The sequence below is a fragment of the Fibrobacter sp. genome (genome assembly GCF_045131395.1).
In the GTDB taxonomy this organism is placed as follows: Bacteria; Fibrobacterota; Fibrobacteria; order Fibrobacterales; family Fibrobacteraceae; genus Fibrobacter.
Window position 1 is genome coordinate 1 of record NZ_JBGUQY010000004.1, and the last position, 18,586, is coordinate 18,586.

Sequence of the window (18,586 nt, forward strand, 5' to 3'; positions counted from 1 at the left end):
CACCCGACAACAGCAAACGCCACCAAACCCATCGCCACAAGAAACTTTTTCATAAGACCTCCGATAACCCGATATAATAAATCCACACCAAATGTAATTTATTTTCATTTATACCCGACAAACGGTCGCCTTTCCAGAGAAAAAAACTACGCTACAGTCTTCAGCAATTCCCTTCCGATACGGCGCAGTTCTTCGTCAATGAGTTTTTTTCTTGCCGAGGACGGTTTCTTCGTTCCGTTCACGTACGCAGCGAAAAGAATCCCGAAAGTTCCAAACCTTCGTCAAGATCGTCGAACCACACGCCATCGCAATCAACGCGGCAGTTCTCCAATTGCTTTCGTGTAGCCTTCTTCAGCGGTTCGTAATCGCGGATGAGTTCCCGCCCAATCCGACCATCTTTGAGTTCAACACAAACGGCATCCTTCTCAACCCAAAGTCTTTTTACGTCTTTTTCTGTTATCTTTTCCATTTTCCTCCTTTTTTTCCTTCAAAGCGGCTTTCAAGATAAGTGTTACAAGGTCTGAAACTGTAATTTTCCGCCTTTTTGCTTCAGCCTCAAGTTTTTCTACAACCCAAGTCGGCATTTCCCAAACACAATCAATAAAGCCATCGCCTGTTGGCGTTTCGGACACAATTCTAAACGGGAAAAGGTCTTTACTTTTTTTGATATTGTTGTTCATATAGCCTCCGTTTTTTGGTCGCAGTTTGCGGCCGGTTATTGTTAGAGGCGTTTTTGCGGTAAAGCACAAACGCACCTCGCCTTAAAACAGCGAGATGCGTCGGGCATTAATGTACCTAAGATTCAGAAAACTGGCAAGGGGCTTGAAAAAATTTTACAAATCATGAGACAATCTTATTCGTTCTTTACGCAACGAACTGAATGTCCAAGGCCCTTATTAAAGCCTCCCATGAACGCAATCCCGTTGAAGTAGTTCAAAGTTACGCTGCAGGCGTAATACTCAACCTCAGTAGCAGTCCAGAAAACAGTGAAGTCTCCTCCGCGGTTGAAGGCTCCATCAAGGATATCCCTATAGCCGGCAGGCAATGCGGAAAAACCAAATGCATCCGTTCCGTTTCCGTCATCAAGCCAGCCACTCTGCAATTTGAGAGCCTCGCCCGGCGAGAGTCCACCACCCACAGCAGCAATCAAGGTTTCCCATTCCGTAGAATCCGGCAGATGCCAACCCGTGGGACAAATTCCCTGAACAATGCCAGAGAGCCCACAGGTCTTGTCGAAGCCGCAGCCGGTCTTGACAGAATCCATCGCCGCGGCCCAAGTGTAAAGGCGACCGTACTTGGTACAGTTGGCAGGGTCGTTGTCATAGCACCAACTAGTGGAATCGGACGTATCATCGTAATAGGTATATGGAACACCTATGTAAGCGAAGTTCAGGTTTTCTGCCATCCAAATCTGGTCGCCAATCTGAACAGTCTTATAAACTTGATTGTCACGTTCATCTAGAATTTCGCCATACCTTCCCGCTTCAAGAAATTCATGATTTAAGTATTCCATTGAAGCACACTTATACTTCATGCAATCGTATGTTCCCGACGGCATGACCTTCGCTTCGGCATAACTTTGCGGAACATCACTTTTACTTGACGAAGACACGATCTTACCCGCAGAACTGCTACTTGTCACGGACAATTTCTCCGAACTACTCGATTTTTCAGTCGACTCCGACTTTACCGAACTCGACGACACATCAATCACGCTACTGCTAGATTTTCCAGACTTTTCGCTAGAACTGGATTGAGACTTCTCCTTTTCACTGCTGGACGAGCCGAGCACAACCGAAGAAGATGATTCACCCCCCGATTCGTCATTCGACCCCGACGATGCCGACGATGAATCATCACACGCCGCCAAGAACGCCACCATGCAAAGCGCCACAAAAATCTTTTTCATAAAAACTCCTTCGCCCAATGGCTTAATTTTCCCGGCGGACAATATAACTTATTTTATCCCCAATAATAAGTTGCTGCAAAATTCAGGACAACAATCAGTCCTTTACACAGCGGACAGAGCGCCCGTAGTTCTTAACGTTGTAGTACAGGTCCGCGTAGTTGTTGCCGTAGTACAAGTTTACGAGGTACGCGCGGCTACTATTGCCCTCCGTCGAACTCCAGAAGTACGCGCCGTAGCCCACGTCGTAGTCGTAGTAATCCCCACAGTCGTCCCTGTAGCCGGCAGGCAACGCCGAGAAACCGAAAGTGTCCTCATTGGTGATGCTACTAAACGCATTCCAGCCTGATGCCGCCTTGAGCTTCTGACCCGCAGTTGATTGGCCGCCCACCGCCGTGAACAGGGTGTTCCATTCCGTTTGAGTCGGCAAATGCCAGCCTTCGGGACAAACTCCTCGAACTGGGTAGGTCGGCGAGCATGTCTTGTAAAAGTCGCTAAAGCCGCAGCCCTTGCCGTTCGTGCTCCAAGTGCCCGCGCTATCCATGGCAGCAGCCCACGTGTAAAGACGACCATATTTTTCGCAATACTCGGCAGAATCTTTGACGCAGAAACTGTTATCCGTTTCGTAGTTGAGATTCTCGGTCATCCACCACTGGTCACCGATTTTTACGGTCTTGTATTCTTGGCCATCGCGTTCATCAAGCAAAGTCCCATATTCGCAGTTGTCTTCAGTTTCTGTTTTGCAAGGAGTTGCCAACGCAACAGAACTCGACGAAGACTTCGCCTCGCCCACAGAACTGCTACTTGTTTCGGACAATTTCTCCGAACTACTAGACTCCGCATTCTTTTCGGACAAACTAGACCGGCTAGACCCATTCGACTCCGCATTGCTGTCGCTAGAGATTGCTTCGTCGTTACACTCCTCGCAATGACGTGATGAAGACGAACTCCCCTGCTTTTCAGCACTACTCAACGCCGCAGGTTCACTGTTTTCTGCCGATGCAGACGAACTGTCATCGCACCCGACAAACGCAAACGCAGCCAAACCCATCGCAACAAAAAACTTTTTCATAAATCCTCCGGTAACCCGATAATATAAATCCAAAGAACAATGTAGTATTTTATATTTAGAGCCATCATGCTCCAAAGTTTCACAGTGACAAAAGATTCCCCGTGGTTGCCGCAGGTCAAGGCACTGTATGAGTCGGCGTTTCCGGCAAATGAACGGATTCCGATAAAGCATCTGCTTGACAACAAAATCCAGCGGGAATTTTTTGCATTCGTGGATACGATTGATGGCACACCCACTTTTTGCGGATTTTCGAATTCGATTACGCGGGGCACCATCACCAACATCGTCTACTTCGCGGTAGAGCCCAAGCTACGCAGCCGCGGCTATGGTTCAGAGATTCTGAAAGCCATCCGCGAAAAACACCCCGAAACCCGCTTGGTGGTTGACATCGAGGTTGAAGAAGATTCCAAGGACGCCAAGGAGCTTGAACTCCGGGAGCGCCGCCGCAATTTTTACCAGCGCAACGGTTTTGAAGCCTCCCCGTTCGATTACCTGTGGCAAGGCGAGCATTACCGATTGCTCTCGGCGGGCGGAACCGTTACCGAAAAAGAATTCCGCGATTTTTGGAAAGAAGTCCTCAAGGACATTCCCGGTGCAAAATACCCCTAAGAAATCTCTGTATAATACGCGTATAATAAAGAACAGAACGAATCAAACTAGCAGCTATCCCGTGACGTAAAACATCGAAAATTGCATTGTTTGCAGACGGTATTGCATGTTGTACCTTATCAACCTATATTTTAGATTGATAAGGAGACTCCCCATGAAATCCAGATTCCTTTTAATTACAGGATTTGCGCTCAGTTTGCTATTCGCGGCCTGTAGCGACAGCACTAGCAGTGTCAACGCAGATGGTGTAGCCGAAGTCGAGAACGATGACGGCAAAACCACAGACTCGACCACCCATAAAAAATCCGCCGTTGAAACCGAAAACGGCGCTACCTTCGAAACCAAGGGCAGCGGATACAGCAACGAAAGCTACGATTCCTTTGATAGAGGGACCATCATCTACGACTCATACAAAGGCGATGTCATGGCGCCGGGTGCAGTCGAAGAATCCTATAGCGGTGCAATAGAGCCTTCCGTCGCTCCTGGAGACGCCGAAGGAAGCGTCCCTGAAGTCTACGACGTTGTCCCGCCCCGTGAAGGTGACGACGAATATAACGGCAGAACTTATGGTCTGCTCACGGCCTCCGAATGGAACGATTTGGATAATTGGAGTGCCTGGGCAGAAATTCTGAAAGGCGAATTTTCCAGCAAGACTGGTTACTGGAAATTTTACCCCACGACCCTCGCAGCCGTAAAAGTAGTTGATGAAAACGGCACCGGCCTAGCCAACGTTTCCGTTGAACTCCTTAAAGGCGACAATGTAAAATTTGCCACCAAGACCGACAACGCGGGCAATGCCTATTGCTGGGTACAATTGTTCGAAGACGAAACCGAAGAGGCCATCAGAGAAAAAGACTTCTCGCTGAAAGTCAACGGCAAAGTATCCGAAACTCCTGTCGAGTTCACTGACATGACCGACGAATCGCTCAAAATAATCACGATTACAAGCGACGCCAAGCAAGCCGAAGCCAAGGCGGACGTAGCCTTTATCGTTGATGCCACCGGATCTATGGGAGACGAAATTAGCTTCCTCAAATCGGACATCAAGTACATTATAGACCACGCCCATTCAGACACCAAGGTCGCCTTACGCACGGCTGTTGAATTCTACCGCGACGAAAGCGACGAATATATCATTCAGGGCAAGGATTTTTCTACCGATGTTGACAACACCCAGGCATTCATCGCTGAACATTTTGCAGATGGTGGCGGAGACTTCCCCGAAGCCGTGCATACCGCGCTTGAATCCGCGTTGCAGAACTTCTCCTGGAATGAATCGGCTCGCGCCCGCATCGCATTCTTGATTCTTGACGCTCCCGCCCACCACCAGGATAACGTCATTGAAAGCCTTCAGAAATCCATTACCCTCTACGCCAAGAATGGAATCAAGCTTATCCCCGTAGCCGCTAGCGGCATCGACAAGGACACCGAATCCATGTTACGATTCTTTGATATTGTCACGGGCGGCACCTACGTGTTCCTCACCGACGATAGCGGTATCGGATACTCGCATATCGAAGCATCCGTTGGCGACCACAAGGTGGAAAAGCTAGCCGACCTGATGATTCGACTGATCAAGAAATACGTGGAATAAGGAATCTGGAATTTATTCCATTTGTATTTTGTAGCCGTCTTCGGGGTGGATCCAACCTTCGATAAACGACTTCTTGTAATTCTCGGGCGAATCTGTCAGTTTGATGGCCGAGCTGAGATAAAGCAGAATAATCTTTTTAGCGTGCTCGCGAGCTAGGCGTTTTAGCTCGGAGCCGTTTTCTTCTTCGTATTTCTTTTGCTCGGCAATAAAGAACTGCTTGAAGTCTTCAAACTTGATATCATTGAACCAACCACTTTTTTCCCAGAAAACCTGGATGCTTTCGAAATCAATGCTATGGCTCAAGATTTTCGGTTCGGGCAGGTAAATGAGAATGGTCCTTGTCAAAGGCTCCACTTTAATGCCAATATCTTTCAAGTCGTAGCCCAGCTTGACATCCCCCTGGTATATCAGCATAAGCTCCTTGATAGACTTATTGATTCGCCAATTAGGCATGTACTTCAAGAGAACTTTTGCATCCTGATAATTTGCATTTTTCCTGTAATGGTGATGGAGGGTTGCTAGTTCAGAAATTTCGCTAATTTGATGTTCTATGTACGCGCTAGTTATTTGGGGACCCTTGGAATCCGCCTCCATTTTTTTCACGGCGAAAAGGGTTGCCGCAACCGTTACACACAGGAGAACAACGATAGACACTATTTTTAATGCTAATTTCACTGTTGACCTCCTTTAGACAAGTTTTCCGTCATTATGGTAATATAATTTCACAACGATAACAAATCAACATCTTATCCAATATTTTTTAGAATCCTGTCAAATAAAGTATATTTTAATACAAAGGAGCTTTCACGATGAGCGAAAAGAATACTGACGACATTGAAAAAATTTGGATGAAGAGGGTTCGTAATCTTGCCGGCTTCTTGGGCATGATTCTCCCCTGGGTCTCTTTGATTGGAGCCATTCTTGTGGCACGTACAAAGGGATTTCCTGACGGTTTTTGGGGCGAACTATCCATTTCTGAGACTTACTACGTAACGCCCCCTCTGGTGGGAATTTTAACGACAGCGTCAGTAGTTTTGATGTGCTATAAGGGCTACAACCTGAAAGACCACGTTATCTCCGCCCTGGCAGGCATTTTCGGATTGATGATTGTCCTGTTCCCTTGCAATTGCCCCGCCGCAAGCGACATTGTCGGATTCTTCCAGTTGCCGGTCAAAATTTCAAATACAATCCACTGCGCTTCTGCCGTCGCATTCTTTCTCCTTTTGTCTTACATGAGCTTATTCCAGTTCACAAAGGGTGCCGACTCGTCCAAGAAGCATATCAAGAACATTATTTTCAAAGTTTGCGGAATCGGCATGTTGTGCGCCCTGGCATTGATGGTCATTCCCGTCGAATTCTTTGCCAAGACCTTTATTGTCGAAGCCATAGCCCTCACCTTCTTCGGCGTTAGCTGGCTTGTAAAGGGCGAAGCATTCGGCTTTTTGTCCGACGACAAAGCGTAATACATGATTCTTCGAAAGCCCGACTTTTATGACCAATTCCAGTGCATCGCATCGCGGTGCACGGACACTTGTTGTGTCGGCTGGGAAATCGACATTGACGAGGCCAGTCTTGAAGCTTACAACAAGGTGGCGGGAGCCTTTGGCGAGCGGCTCCGCGCCAATATTGAAGACGGGCATTTTAAATTACTCCCCCACGACCGTTGTCCGTTCCTTGACAAGGACAACCTTTGCGAAGTCTACCAGCACTTGGGCGAAGAAGCCTTGTGCAATATTTGCACTGAGCATCCGCGTTTCGTAGAAGTTTTTGGCGACATCATGGAGCGGGGGCTCGGGCTCTGCTGCGAAGAAGCCGCACGCTTGTTGCTTGAAGGCGAAGGCCCGTTGGCCTTTACCAGCGAAGAATGCGACGAGCCCGAAGATGAATTGGATGACGACGACCGCGAAGTCCGCGATCAAGTTCTTGGGCAGCGGGAATGGATGTTCGAAACGCTCGCCGACCCAAGCATCCCCTTTGCCGAGAAGCTTTACAAAGTCTTCGGTTACACCGGCGAGAATCCGTTTGCGCCCTTTGAAAGCGCAGAGGCCATGATTGGACTTTTAGCAAAGCTCGAAAGCTACGGCCCGGATTGGGACGCCGCCCTTTCGCGCATTAAAAGCCGCTTGGAATCTAGCGAACCGATTGTAGACCAAGGATTCTTTACCGAAACCGAAAGCCTGCGACTGCTCGCCTACCTGATTTACCGCCATTATGCCAAATGCCTTTTTGTCGGCCGTGAGCAAGGCAAGTTGCAATTTGCGCTATACTTCTGGAACTTGGCCCGATTCTTTACCAAGGAACTTGCAGGCGAGACTTCCGTTAACCCGCGCAGCCCGCTGGCCCTTACAAAAATAAACGCAGTTAAAATTCTTTCCAAGCAGTTGGAATACTGCGAAGAAATCATGGAAATCGTCGAAATTTCCTTGGACGATTAGTCTTCTCTATCCATCACGTGACAGCGCCACTTGCCGCTCTTCCAGCGTAACCAGAAAATCACCGGAGCCGTGCTGTACACCGCCACAACGGTAATCCAGGCGTATTGTGCCGGCAGCTGGAAAATGTAGGCTGCCACGTACAAGGCTCCCGCCACACACCAGTTCATAATGGCACAAGCAAACATAACCCACACGGTATCGCCCGCACCACGAAGCGCACCTGCATAAATCACCAGCAAGACTTCCACGAAAATGTAGAAGGTCGCAATCCGCAACATGAACACGCTCATGGGCCTAGCCGCAGCGAAAATAGCAAGCGCTTCGGCAGAAGCCTCCGCTGCATCGGGCTTAAAGATATCGGTCAGCACGCCGGGCAAGAAGATAAAGAAAACACCCATGATGAGCGAGTAACCCCAGCCCAGTTTTAGGCCGGAATAAGTCGAGCGGGTTGCCGCCGCACCATCGCGAGCTCCCACGTAACGGCCCACAAGGCTCGTGGACGCCACTTCAAGACCCATCAGCGGAACGTAGGCCACCATGTCCCAGTTGAACATCACCGAAGACGCCGTTGCCGCCTCGGGCCCCAGCGCATGGAACATGAGAATCAACAACTGGAAGGCGCTCATGTTCAGGCACATTTCGACACCAGAAGGAATTCCCTTTTTCAGGAGTTCCTTGGTCAAGGGCCAGCTAAAGGCAAAAGTGTAGCGAGTACGGAAACGATCGTGACAGCTCTTGCCCCAGAATTTGGCGAACAGGATTACCGTCGAAACGAGATTCCCGATAAGCGTACCGTAGGCAGCACCCGCCACGCCCAAAGCCGGAATCGGGCCAAATCCATAAATCAAGAAGAAGTTGCAGACGACATTCACAATCATGCCGACAAAGGCTGCCTTCATCACGATTTTGGTTTCGCCAATACCGCTAAAGAAACAGGGGGCCGCATTGCGCACCAAGTTAATGATGCCGCCAAACATCAGAATGTCAAAGTAGGTCTTTTGGTACTGCAGCTGATCGGCAGGCAAGTGCTCCATGCCAAAGGCCCAATGACCCAGCGGAATCGTGAGGTACAAAAGCGGCACCGAAACAAGCGACAGATACACCGCCTGCATGAACACGCGGCCGCAATCCCAGCGTTTTTTGGCCCCCAGGCGCTGCGCCACCATAGCTGTCGTATAGCTGATGGCACCGGTAAAGAACATGGTCAGGGCAAGTTGCACCGCACCCGCCCCAAGGGCAGCATTCATTTCGGCAGGGCCAAGTTTTGAAAGGAACAGGCGGTCGATAAAGGTCATGATGGTGTCGAAAGACATCGACATAAGCATCGGAAGTGCCACCACCAGCACATCCTTCACATCACCGTTTTTCTTGAATTTAGACGGTCTGTAGAACTTATTCAATATTGCATCGACCATTAGAGCGCAAAGATAGTAAATGAAACCAAAAAATGCTATATTTGGCCTACTATGTTTTCACAGCTGACTGACTCTCTAGAATCTACCCTCAAGAACCTGCGCGGGCAGGGCAAGCTCACCGAAGAAAACGTCGCCGAATCGCTGCGCGAAGTGCGCCGTGCGTTCCTCGAAGCCGACGTGAACTTCAACGTGACCCGCGACTTCGTGAAGGCCGTCAAGGAAAAGGCCCTCGGTTCCGAAGTGCTCAACTCGGTGACTCCCGGTCAGCAGATCGTGAAAATCATCCATGACGAGCTCGTTGCCGTCATGGGTGGCGAAACTAAGGAAATCAACCTGTCCGGTCCGGCTCCGGTGGGCATCATGATGGCAGGCCTGCAGGGTTCCGGTAAGACCACCTTCGCTGGCAAAATCGCCCTCTGGATGCGCAGCAAGAAAAAGCGCAAGCCGCTTCTGGTGGCCGCCGACGTATACCGTCCCGCCGCTATCAAGCAGTTGCAGGTGCTGGGCAAGTCTATTGGCATTCCCGTTTACGACGAAGGCCAGGGCGATCCGGTGGAAATCATCAAGCACGGTTACCAGTACGCCAAGGACAACGGTTTTGATTTAGTCATTTACGATACCGCAGGCCGCCTGCAGATCGACGAAGAGTTGATGCAGGAACTGGAAAAGGCCAAAGACGCAGTCCATCCCGACGAAATCCTGTTCGTGGCAGACGCCATGATCGGTCAGGAAGCCGTGAACGTGGCAGAAACCTTCTGGCAGCGTCTCTCGTTTACCGGCGTTTGCCTTTCCAAGATGGATGGCGATACCCGCGGCGGTGCAGCCCTCAGCATCAAGAAGATGACGGGCGTGCCTATCTGCTTTATCGGTGTCGGTGAAAAGCTTTCGGACATTGAACTTTTCCACCCCGACCGTATGGCCAGCCGAATCCTCGGCATGGGCGACGTGGTCAGCCTCGTGGAAAAGGCTCAGCAGGTCATCGACGAAAAAGACGCCAAGGACCTGAAGAAGAAGATTCTCAACAACACCTTCGACTTGAACGACTTCTTGAACCAGCTGCGCACTATCAAGAAGCTGGGCCGTATCAAGGACATCTTGAGCCTGATTCCGGGCCTGAACAAGCTCCCCATCGACCAGATCGACGAAAAGGAACTGGTTTACGTGGAAGCCGTGCTCAGTTCCATGACCCCGAAGGAACGCAAGAAGCCCGACATCCTGGACGGCAGCCGCAAGGCACGTGTAGCCAAGGGTTCCGGTACCGAAATCGGTCGCGTGAACGCAGTGCTCAAGCAGTACGAGACCATGAAGGAAATGTTCAAGAAGGTGGGAGACATGGCCCGCAAGCAGAACAACGGCGGCCAGGTGGGTTCCAACTACACCCCGCCCAAAGACAAGAAGAAAAAGAAGAAAAAATAAAAGTAAAGCCCGGACAACCGGGCTTTTGCTTTATTGAATTGCTAAACGATTTGCTTAGTGATTTTCGAGCTTGCTCAAGTCAGTCGAAAGCATTTTCCAAAGGCGGGACGCGAAAGGTTCCGCCCATTCTTTTTCGGGCGCCACACGGCTCGTGGTGGCAGCCGTGAATTCCGAATACACCAAGAAGACGAGTTCCCCATAGCGGGCATCCCACAGCGTCCAGAGCGTCTGCCAGGTGTAACCACCGCTCTTGCCGAGATCGGTATCCATGCGCACATTCAGCACCACCGGAATAGACACGTAACGCAGTTCGTAGCGGCTGGCCAATGCATTCAGCAAATTCTTGAAATCCTTGGAAAGTTCGCGTGAAATATCCTGCTCTACCCCGTCGCGTTCCAGCCACGGGCTCATATCGCTCAGCTTTTTACCGTCGGCAAAGACGGAACCCAGCAACATTTTCGAGAGGCTATCCAAGTAAGCGGAATCGGCATCCGGCAGGCGCATGCCCGGGAGCATGAGTTCGCGGCGCATCTTGGGAAAGGCCTTGACCATCAAGGAATCTTCGACGCGGGCCAAGTCAAAATCCAAGGCATCGGCGCTATAGCTGTGGCAGAACTTGCACTTTTCCGGACGATCCGCCTTAATCGAAAGCGCAGGGAACACGCCCCACACCGCCGTCGAATCCATGCGGCTATAAGCCTTCTTGTTCCATTCGCGGTAGAATTTTTCGTTCGTAATCTTGAGTTCGATGTCGCCGCGGGTTCCGCATTCCTGACACGGAGCATCCTTCATGCTGGCATCGCCCGAAACATCGTCGGAACCGCCCTGGCTACCGGCGCAGCCTGCAAAAGAAAGCAAGCCGACCAACGCAAAAATCACCACAAATGAATTTTTCATCTTAAACCTGCCTCGGTTTTCCGGTCCAACCCAGCTTTTCACGGAGAGCGCCCACAAAGCCCGTATGGCGCATGCGGATAAAGGTAGTCACCGACTTGCTTTCGGCAAGCGTCACCACATCGCCCTGCTTCAACACCACCGTCGTACGGCCATCAAAAACCAAATCCAGAGGGCCATCCACCGCAGACTTCATCTGAAGCTGCTTAGACGAAAGAGAAAGCACCAGCGGGCGCACCGAAAGGCTACTGGGAGCAACAGGCGTCAATACCACTGCAGGCGTTGCCGGGTGAATAATCGGGCCGCCAGCCGCCAGATTGTAGGCAGTAGAACCCGTCGGCGTAGACACAAGCAGAGAATCGGCCCAGTAATCCGTCAAGTCCGTCCCGTTGTAGGCCACACTCACGTTCACCATACGCTCGGGCGCGTGGGCACGCACATGAACCTCGTTCAACACCGTCTGCTTGGCCACCTGCTTTTTGCCGTGATACACCACCGCTTCGATCATCATGCGCTCGCGGGTCGAAAAGTCGCCAGCAAGCAAGCTATCCAAAGTCTGGGCAAGACCTTCTACACGAGTCTCGGCCAAGAAGCCCACACGACCCGCGTTCACGCCCAGAATGGGCGTGTCGTGCCCCAGCGCCATGTGAGCAGCCGAAAGCACGGTACCGTCGCCACCAATGGCCAGCAACAAGTCCGACTTGCAAAGCACGCCTTCCTTGACCACCTTGATGGGCTTGCGAACCAATTCCTTCAGGTTATCCAGAACGCAGAAGGTGACCTGCGGATGCTCCACCGCCCACTTGGAAATCATGTCGAGAGCGAGAGCCAAATCCGGATTCTTGTCTTTCCAGCCCACGATGCCAATAGTCTGGAAACTCATTTTTCCATTCTTCTTCATCTTAGGTTTCCTCCGGCTTTGCCGTGGCCTGTTCCAGCAGCTGTTTCAACTTCTGCAACACTCCCGGATAAGTCGCTTCGACCAGTTCGGAATTTGCCACCGGTTCATCGTTTTCAAGAGCAATGGAAAGCACGGAAAGAGCAAGGCCGTTCTGCGGCACCGCTCCCCCGTCAAAGTCGCTTCCGTTCACAATGGTTTCTAGCCCGCGAATCACAAGACCGTCATCGTAAACGCCCACTTCGGCGCCCGTCTTGCGCAAGTTTTCGGCCAAAGCCTCATTCGTGGGGCGCATTTCCTTACGCAGTTCCTTGGGAATGCGCAAAATAGTTTCGCCTTCGGCAAAGCAAGCCGCCACCGCCAAGAAGGGATATTCCTCGATGCCCGTCGCAATGGTATCTTCCGAAAAGCGACGGCCCTGCAGGCGCTTGCCCGAAGCCAGCGGATAAACCATGACGTCACCGTAGACATCGCCAAAGCGTTCACGGCGGCTTACAGTTTCGAAGTTACCGCCCATACGCTTGAGGCAAGTGAGGGCGCCCGCGCGGGAGCTGTTCAAGTCCACATTCTTGAGGGCCACTTCCGTATTCTTCGGAATGCCTGCGATAGTGGTAAGCAGCGCCAGAGCCATGGCTTCGGTGGTATCGCCCGGGACGTAGTAGTCGCGACCCGTAATCACCGGCGTTTCCGAAATCTCGGTAAACTGGGTGCGTTCAATTTTCTGGCCACGAGCCATCATCATGCGGCGTTCCAGTTCTGTGAGCTGTTCCATGCCGCGGGATTCATACTTCAGCGAAACGCCAAAGTACATGAGCATCTTGGTCCACTGATCATGAACCGAGCCCTTTTCTTCAAAAGACAAGTATTCGCCACGAATCAGCGTACGCAACAACAGGCGGTTACGCATGACCGTAGAAACGTTTCCGAGGGAATCCTTCTTGATGGCCGGATCTTCGGCGGCAAAAGTAAACGTGAACTTCGCCGGTTCATCGGCGACAGGCTTCACCTTGAAATACTTCTGCAAAAGTTCCTTGGCGCTTGCCACCTGGGCAACGCCCGCTTCGTCATTTTCGGCGGCGAAAGTATAAATCTGCTCCACATCTTTCGAAGCCAGAGTCCAGAGCATGACAGAGCGGGACTCGCTCATATCCATAGGGAGCATGTCCGGCAGGCTATACTGAAAGCCTTTGCCTTCCAGCACCAGCTGGTGACCCTGCTGCACATAGTTCAGCCCGAATTCCTTAAGGGCGACCGCAAAGGGTTCCACACCGGCAGCAAAAGAAAAATCTTCAAAAACGGTACGACCATTCACCAGCAGCGCCATCACCAGCGCAAGCTCCATGCGTTCGCGGTCGGGGTTCAGTACAAAATCCATTAGCGTTCCTTTACGTCGTAGCCAAGCTGCAATAGAATCTGCATGGCACGGCGGGCCTCGTCAGGGGTCTTAAACGCAAGCAGCAAAGTGCCTGCAATATTTTCGCGAACCTTCATGAGTTCTATATCGCGAATATTCAAATTGTTGTCGGCTAGGGGTTGCAGCACCTGCAACAGCGCACCCGGCACATCTTTGAGGGGCACCGTAATTTCGGAGAAGGCGGCAGCCGCATTGCGACCCGGCGCAAACAGGCTAGCGCGGCCATCGTTACCGGCCTTAAAGACCGTTTCCAAATCGACGGAGCAGTCATCGGCAGCGGGCTTTCCATCGCTTACCACCTGCAAGCGGTCCATCGCATCGATTGTCTTATCAAGACCTTCGCGCACCTCGCGCAAAGCCTTTACCGTCTGGTCGCGGTTGGTCACTGCAATATCGTGCCACATGTTCCAGCCAGAGGCAGCGATGCGCGTCATGTCCCTAAAGGCACGACCCGCATAATGCTGGTAGTTGGGCTTCACCAAGCGTTCCGGCATGCTGGCCGCCAGCGTCGAAGAAAGCATCTGGGGCATATGCGAGACCCAGGCCATGGTGCGGTCATGATGTTCCGGCGGGAACACCACTGCATTGGCGCCCACGAATGAAATCAAGTTCAGGAGCGGCTTGTACACCGATTCGTCGACGCCTTCGGGCGGGCACACGAACCAGTAGGCATTTTCAAAAATCGAGGGGTCGTTGTATTCCAGCGTACGCTTTTCGGAGCCCGCCATGGGGTGGCTACCCACAAACACGAAGGGCTTCGGGAGCTTGGCGCCCGCCTTGCAAATTTCCACCTTGGTGCTTCCGATATCGCTCACCAGAATCTGGCTCTGGCCTGCAAGAGCAGCCAAGTCCATCTGGGAAAGGGCATCGATGGTCTTGAGAATGTGCAGGATCGGAGCGCACAGCAAAATCACGTCGGAACCGGGAACCCAGTCCTTGATTTCATCGTAACCGAAGAATTCATCGGCAAGCCCCAGCACCTTTGCACGGGCAAGCGTGGCAGGGCTGCTTACGGCACGCACAACCGTAGGCAACTTTGCCTGCTTGATTGCTGCGGCCACAGAACTTGCCAAAAGTCCAAAGCCAACAAAAGTAAAGCGCATTATTCCTCCACCTTTCGGGTTTCTTGCATAATGACGCGGAAAATATTCTTGATGGATTCCGGCGTAAGCGGGCCCTTTGTCAGCGCCGCCACGTTTTCAAGAACAGCATCTTCGCGAGCGGCATCAAACACCGGCAGCCCCATCTGTTTCTTGATTTTACCAATTTCTGTCGCGTAAGTCGCCCTCTTGTTCAACAGGGCGATAAGTTCGTCATTCAATTCGTCGATACGGTTGCGCCAGTCTTCAATCTTCATAGTCATGAATTTAGAAAAATGGCTTCAGGGTGTCGCTTAAAACTCCACCTTGTACTCGTCAAAAGCCTTCTTATTCACCCTTAAATCCGGGCCATCCCAGTCAAATAGCGCCGGGCCCCAGGCGCCGCTCAGAGTAGGCTCCCAGAAAAATGTGCCAATCCAGCGATTCAACCCGCGAACCATCTCCACAGTCTTTTTGCGCGAACCGTCGTAAGAATAAGAATTATCCGATTCGCCGCCATTGTATTCGGCAACGATGAATTCCAAGTTCGAATAAGTCGAGGTCAGGTTTTTGAACAAACTATTCCACTTGTCGGGTTTGTCATCACCATAAGCGGTGTATGCAGAGAATCCCATCACGTCGGCAGGCACCTTCTGGTTCTTGAAGATTTCTTCCATCCACCAGTTGACCGTATTGGTTTTGCGGATACTTTCAATATGCAATACCGTCTTGATATTCTCAGAAACCGCCTTGACAGCGCGAATGCCAGCCTTAAAGTACTTGCCCGCATTGGCCTTGCCAGAAGACGTGCCCATGTCGCCATTGATGGCGGTAGACGCCTTGTCTACCCCGTTACCCCAGCAGTCCGTCTTGCTGTTCGGCACATGAATCAAGATGCCCGGAGTCGTCTCATTACCGATTTGTACCATCTCCGGCGTCGCATTCACCTGCTTGAGAGAAGAAATCAAGTCGTAGGTATAATTGTAGATGGAATCCGCCATGGCATCGGAACTTTTCACGTTACGCCAGCGGCTCGGAATAATCTGCTTGCCCGGATCAGCCCAGTTGTCGCTGTAATGAATATCCAGCAAGAAGGCCATGCCGGCGGCCTTGATTTTCTCGGCATAAGCGATTATGTGATCCTTGTCGGCATAAGCTTCGGCATCGTGGTCACAGCCCGATGCAGCATAACCGTACTGCGCCTTCGGGCTCACAAAAGTCTTCAAACGGATTGCATTGAATCCGTGGTCTTTCAGGAGCGTAAAGATGTCTTTTTCTGTGCCGTCCACATCGTAGAACTTGGCTCCCCAGCGTTCATATTCCTGCACCGTCGAAATATCGGCACCGTTATAGAAACTGAAATTCGGCGCAGGCGTGCCGCTAGACGAAGAATGCAGCGGTTCCATAGCGGAGGAACGCGGCTGTTCTTCCGAAGAATAATTAAATGGATTCGGCTCCGAAGAAGAATATGGCGGAGGGTCTCCTTCGAAAGACGAACTGGAGCGAAACCAGAAAGAACTCGAACTAGGGTAAGGGTCCCACAGATACGATGACGAAGAAAACGGGGACCAGTACGAAGATGAACTGACAGCCTCTTCACCCGAGGAAAGTAGCAGCTCTGCAACCGAAGAAGAAAGAGAATCCGACGAAAGAGAATCTATAACAGAACCTTCGTTGCCGGATTGCAAATCACCGGTAATATTCGTATCGTCTCCACAGGCGCACAAAGCCATTGCCGCCAGAGACACCAAGCCAAATTTACCCATTCGTAATCCCATACCCTAAATTTATACAAAACGCCCCCAATACGCAACAAAGGATTTCTTTACACAGGAGACGCAACAGCATATAAATATTCTACAAACAGCAAAAGACTCCGCCTTAGCGGAGTCTTTCACCAAATTCAACAGTATAGGGCTAAACCCTAAGCCGCAAAATTACTTGACCTGGAAGTAGTAGGTCTGCAGAGTCTTGCCATCCTGGGACAGCTGGAGAATCTGCTTGCCAGCCGGGAGGTTACCCGTAATCTGGAACAAGTTTTCAGCCTTGTATTCCACGTTCAGAGCAGTGCCCTTGTCCTTGTTGACAAAGAGACCGGTCTTTTCGTCAGCACCGAAGCCCTGGCAGTCGGAGTGGTCAGCGACCTTGCCTTCGACGGCGGGGTAAGTGGTGGCGACCAGCGGAGAGGTCACGGAGCTAGCATTCACGTAGAACACGTTGATGGCAGCGCCCATAGCCAACGGAGCCGGGAGGTTAGAAACCTTGGCAGCACCCTTGTCAGCCTTCTTCTTCTTTTTGTCGGCCTTCTTGCCCGGAACCTTGCCAGCATCGGTATTGATGGGCATGGTCAAACGGTAACCGGCAACAGATTCAGTGCAGCTGGTGGAGTAGACAACCCACTGGTTATCAATCTTTTCAGGACCTTCGGTAGTACCGCTCTTGTAGAGACCCGGCTTGATCTGGTCGCTGTATTCGTACAGAGTCACAGAGAGGTTCGGGTTCTTTTCGTCGGTAGCAATGTTCTGCTGGCCGAGAATGTACTTGGAGCGACGAGCCTTGATCAGGTAGTTGCCGACGGGCACCTTTTCGAACTTGAACTTACCCTGCTGGAGGTCAGCCTTGTAGGGGTACTTGGGGTTCTGGGTTCCGAAAATGGTGGAATCCATCCAAACGGTGGGCATTTCCACAGCCTTGCCGGTAAACGGATCAAGAACGACACCTTCGATAGTACCAGTCTTCTGGCAACCGGTCATAGCCATAGCCACGAGAGCGGCTGCACCAATAAAGAGTTGCTTTTTCATAAGAGTCCTTTGTAAGAAAAGGCCCCCTTTGAAAAGGGAGCCAATTCATTTATCTGTAATTATTCAGCGTCTTCAGCCTTGGCAGGAGCAGCCTTGCGGGTCTTACGCTTTGCACCAGTGATGTTGCCAGAGAAACGCTTGTTGAAGCGGTCGATACGGCCAGCCGTATCCACGCGATGCTGCTTGCCCGTCCAGAACGGATGGGTATCAGCCGTAATTTCGAGAGAAATTACGCTATATTCAACACCATCGATAGTCTTCTTTTCGGCGGAAGACTTCGTGGAGCGGGTGATGTATTCTTTACCCGTATTCGCATCGACGAACACGACCGGTTGATAGTTAGGGTGGATACCTTCTTTCATTTTAAACTTCCTATTGAAGCAGTTAATTTTGAGAGCCTAAATTTAGAAGAATTCGGCCATTTTGGCAAGGGAAATAGTATTTTTGGGAGCATGAACAGAATTTTTACGGCATTTTTTACAGTCATTCCTGCATTTTTGATGGGCTGCGGCAACGATAGCCCCGTCGCAAAGATTATCGTCACCGACCAAAAAATGCCCCTTATCGAATGGCCCGACAGTTCCTACATCGCCAGTCTAGACTCCATTCTCGCCTTGGAACCCGTCAAAAAGGCCGCCGAAACAGACGCCAATATCAACATGAACGTGTTTGAGGCACCCCTTTTCAAGCTCCCCGGCACAGCCTCCGCCTCCAAGGGATCCAAGAACCAGAAGACGAACCTCGCAGGCAAGTCCGCGAGCCCCAAACAAGCTAACGCTGCAAAGCCGGCCGACACCAGCGCCGAGGCGTTCGCAGACAGGTTCTCTACCGCCCTTTCCAAGCTGCAGTCCGACCCCAGCAACGCCAGCCTATACAAGACGGTCGTCGCAAACGACGGCGACGACCTGTTCAAGCTGTTAAAGCGCACCTACGGCGCCGGAGTCCAAGGACTCCCCCGTTTCTATGTGCTCTCGGCCCTACAATCAGTAAACGCCGGCGTCATGCTTGAGCATTTAAACGCCGGCGATAAAGTCAGAGTTCCAAAGCTGTAAA

General features: G+C 51.2%; 20 protein-coding genes. 6 read left to right on the top strand and 14 right to left on the bottom strand.

Going from position 1 to position 18,586, the window contains the following annotated elements; genetic code table 11:
• Window positions 1-238 precede the first annotated feature (238 nt).
• The 4 genes from ACJMNB_RS02335 to ACJMNB_RS02350 form a co-directional block, all read right to left on the bottom strand.
• The gene (locus ACJMNB_RS02335) at window positions 239-469 is read right to left on the bottom strand and encodes a DUF2442 domain-containing protein (protein WP_405338595.1); all 231 of its coding nucleotides are present in this window, start codon (window positions 467-469) and stop codon (window positions 239-241) included.
• The gene (locus ACJMNB_RS02340) at window positions 426-680 is read right to left on the bottom strand and encodes a hypothetical protein (RefSeq protein WP_405338597.1); all 255 of its coding nucleotides are present in this window, start codon (window positions 678-680) and stop codon (window positions 426-428) included. Before ACJMNB_RS02340 ends, ACJMNB_RS02335 begins: the two co-directional genes overlap by 44 nt.
• A 173-nt stretch (window positions 681-853) precedes the next feature.
• Window positions 854-1,909 carry a fibrobacter succinogenes major paralogous domain-containing protein gene (locus ACJMNB_RS02345; protein WP_405338599.1) on the bottom strand — a complete coding sequence of 352 codons (1,056 nt, stop codon included), beginning with the start codon at window positions 1,907-1,909 and terminating at the stop codon, window positions 854-856.
• 94 nt (window positions 1,910-2,003) lie between these two features.
• Window positions 2,004-2,978, bottom strand: coding sequence for a fibrobacter succinogenes major paralogous domain-containing protein (locus tag ACJMNB_RS02350; protein WP_405338601.1), 975 nt, complete (start codon window positions 2,976-2,978; stop codon window positions 2,004-2,006).
• A 66-nt stretch (window positions 2,979-3,044) separates the two neighbouring features.
• On the opposite strand from ACJMNB_RS02350, the gene ACJMNB_RS02355 reads away from it, so the two are divergent.
• Window positions 3,045-3,587, top strand: a complete 543-nt coding sequence (locus ACJMNB_RS02355) for a GNAT family N-acetyltransferase (protein ID WP_405338603.1) — start codon at window positions 3,045-3,047, stop codon at window positions 3,585-3,587.
• A gap of 154 nt (window positions 3,588-3,741) precedes the next feature.
• Window positions 3,742-5,181 carry a vWA domain-containing protein gene (locus ACJMNB_RS02360; protein WP_405338605.1) on the top strand — a complete coding sequence of 480 codons (1,440 nt, stop codon included), beginning with the start codon at window positions 3,742-3,744 and terminating at the stop codon, window positions 5,179-5,181.
• A 12-nt stretch (window positions 5,182-5,193) separates the two neighbouring features.
• Here ACJMNB_RS02360 and ACJMNB_RS02365 read toward each other — a convergent pair whose 3' ends face one another.
• Complete coding sequence (locus ACJMNB_RS02365) at window positions 5,194-5,856, bottom strand: DUF4230 domain-containing protein (protein WP_405338607.1); 663 nt, start codon at window positions 5,854-5,856, stop codon at window positions 5,194-5,196.
• A gap of 134 nt (window positions 5,857-5,990) precedes the next feature.
• Here ACJMNB_RS02365 and ACJMNB_RS02370 point away from each other — a divergent pair, with 134 nt between their 5' ends.
• Together ACJMNB_RS02370 and fliB are read left to right on the top strand one after the other, a co-directional pair.
• Window positions 5,991-6,644 (top strand): hypothetical protein, encoded by a 654-nt coding sequence (locus tag ACJMNB_RS02370; protein WP_405338609.1) that lies wholly within the window; start codon window positions 5,991-5,993, stop codon window positions 6,642-6,644.
• Between the two features lie 3 nt (window positions 6,645-6,647).
• Window positions 6,648-7,616 carry a flagellin lysine-N-methylase gene (gene fliB / locus ACJMNB_RS02375; protein ID WP_405338611.1) on the top strand — a complete coding sequence of 323 codons (969 nt, stop codon included), beginning with the start codon at window positions 6,648-6,650 and terminating at the stop codon, window positions 7,614-7,616.
• On the opposite strand, the gene ACJMNB_RS02380 is transcribed toward fliB, so the two are convergent.
• The gene (locus tag ACJMNB_RS02380; protein ID WP_405338613.1) at window positions 7,613-9,031 is read right to left on the bottom strand and encodes an MATE family efflux transporter; all 1,419 of its coding nucleotides are present in this window, start codon (window positions 9,029-9,031) and stop codon (window positions 7,613-7,615) included. The two genes, fliB and ACJMNB_RS02380, sit on opposite strands and share 4 nt — an antisense overlap.
• A 51-nt stretch (window positions 9,032-9,082) precedes the next feature.
• Between ACJMNB_RS02380 and ffh the strand changes: the two genes are divergently transcribed.
• Window positions 9,083-10,447 (top strand): signal recognition particle protein, encoded by a 1,365-nt coding sequence (gene ffh, locus ACJMNB_RS02385; protein WP_405338615.1) that lies wholly within the window; start codon window positions 9,083-9,085, stop codon window positions 10,445-10,447.
• Between the two features lie 54 nt (window positions 10,448-10,501).
• Here the strand turns inward: ffh and ACJMNB_RS02390 are convergent, their stop codons facing one another.
• The 8 genes from ACJMNB_RS02390 to ACJMNB_RS02425 all read right to left on the bottom strand — a co-directional run bounded on the left by ACJMNB_RS02390 (window position 10,502) and on the right by ACJMNB_RS02425 (window position 17,895).
• Window positions 10,502-11,344, bottom strand: coding sequence for a hypothetical protein (locus ACJMNB_RS02390; protein ID WP_405338617.1), 843 nt, complete (start codon window positions 11,342-11,344; stop codon window positions 10,502-10,504).
• 1 nt (window position 11,345) lies between these two features.
• On the bottom strand, window positions 11,346-12,242 hold the full coding sequence (locus tag ACJMNB_RS02395) for an NAD(+)/NADH kinase (protein WP_405338619.1): 897 nt from the start codon (window positions 12,240-12,242) through the stop codon (window positions 11,346-11,348).
• 1 nt (window position 12,243) lies between these two features.
• Window positions 12,244-13,614 carry a 3-phosphoshikimate 1-carboxyvinyltransferase gene (locus ACJMNB_RS02400; protein WP_405338621.1) on the bottom strand — a complete coding sequence of 457 codons (1,371 nt, stop codon included), beginning with the start codon at window positions 13,612-13,614 and terminating at the stop codon, window positions 12,244-12,246.
• Complete coding sequence (locus ACJMNB_RS02405; RefSeq protein ID WP_405338623.1) at window positions 13,614-14,756, bottom strand: prephenate dehydrogenase/arogenate dehydrogenase family protein; 1,143 nt, start codon at window positions 14,754-14,756, stop codon at window positions 13,614-13,616. Before ACJMNB_RS02405 ends, ACJMNB_RS02400 begins: the two co-directional genes overlap by 1 nt.
• Window positions 14,756-15,010 (bottom strand): chorismate mutase, encoded by a 255-nt coding sequence (locus ACJMNB_RS02410; protein WP_405338625.1) that lies wholly within the window; start codon window positions 15,008-15,010, stop codon window positions 14,756-14,758. Before ACJMNB_RS02410 ends, ACJMNB_RS02405 begins: the two co-directional genes overlap by 1 nt.
• Window positions 15,011-15,046: 36 nt before the next feature.
• Window positions 15,047-16,510: a glycosyl hydrolase 53 family protein gene (locus ACJMNB_RS02415; protein ID WP_405338627.1), complete on the bottom strand. Its 1,464-nt coding sequence runs from the start codon at window positions 16,508-16,510 to the stop codon at window positions 15,047-15,049.
• Window positions 16,511-16,669: 159 nt separating this feature from the next.
• The gene (locus tag ACJMNB_RS02420) at window positions 16,670-17,533 is read right to left on the bottom strand and encodes a hypothetical protein (protein WP_405338629.1); all 864 of its coding nucleotides are present in this window, start codon (window positions 17,531-17,533) and stop codon (window positions 16,670-16,672) included.
• Between the two features lie 59 nt (window positions 17,534-17,592).
• Window positions 17,593-17,895 carry a type B 50S ribosomal protein L31 gene (locus tag ACJMNB_RS02425; RefSeq protein WP_072800891.1) on the bottom strand — a complete coding sequence of 101 codons (303 nt, stop codon included), beginning with the start codon at window positions 17,893-17,895 and terminating at the stop codon, window positions 17,593-17,595.
• Between the two features lie 90 nt (window positions 17,896-17,985).
• Here ACJMNB_RS02425 and ACJMNB_RS02430 point away from each other — a divergent pair, with 90 nt between their 5' ends.
• On the top strand, window positions 17,986-18,585 hold the full coding sequence (locus ACJMNB_RS02430; RefSeq protein ID WP_405338631.1) for a hypothetical protein: 600 nt from the start codon (window positions 17,986-17,988) through the stop codon (window positions 18,583-18,585).
• Window position 18,586 lies beyond the last annotated feature (1 nt).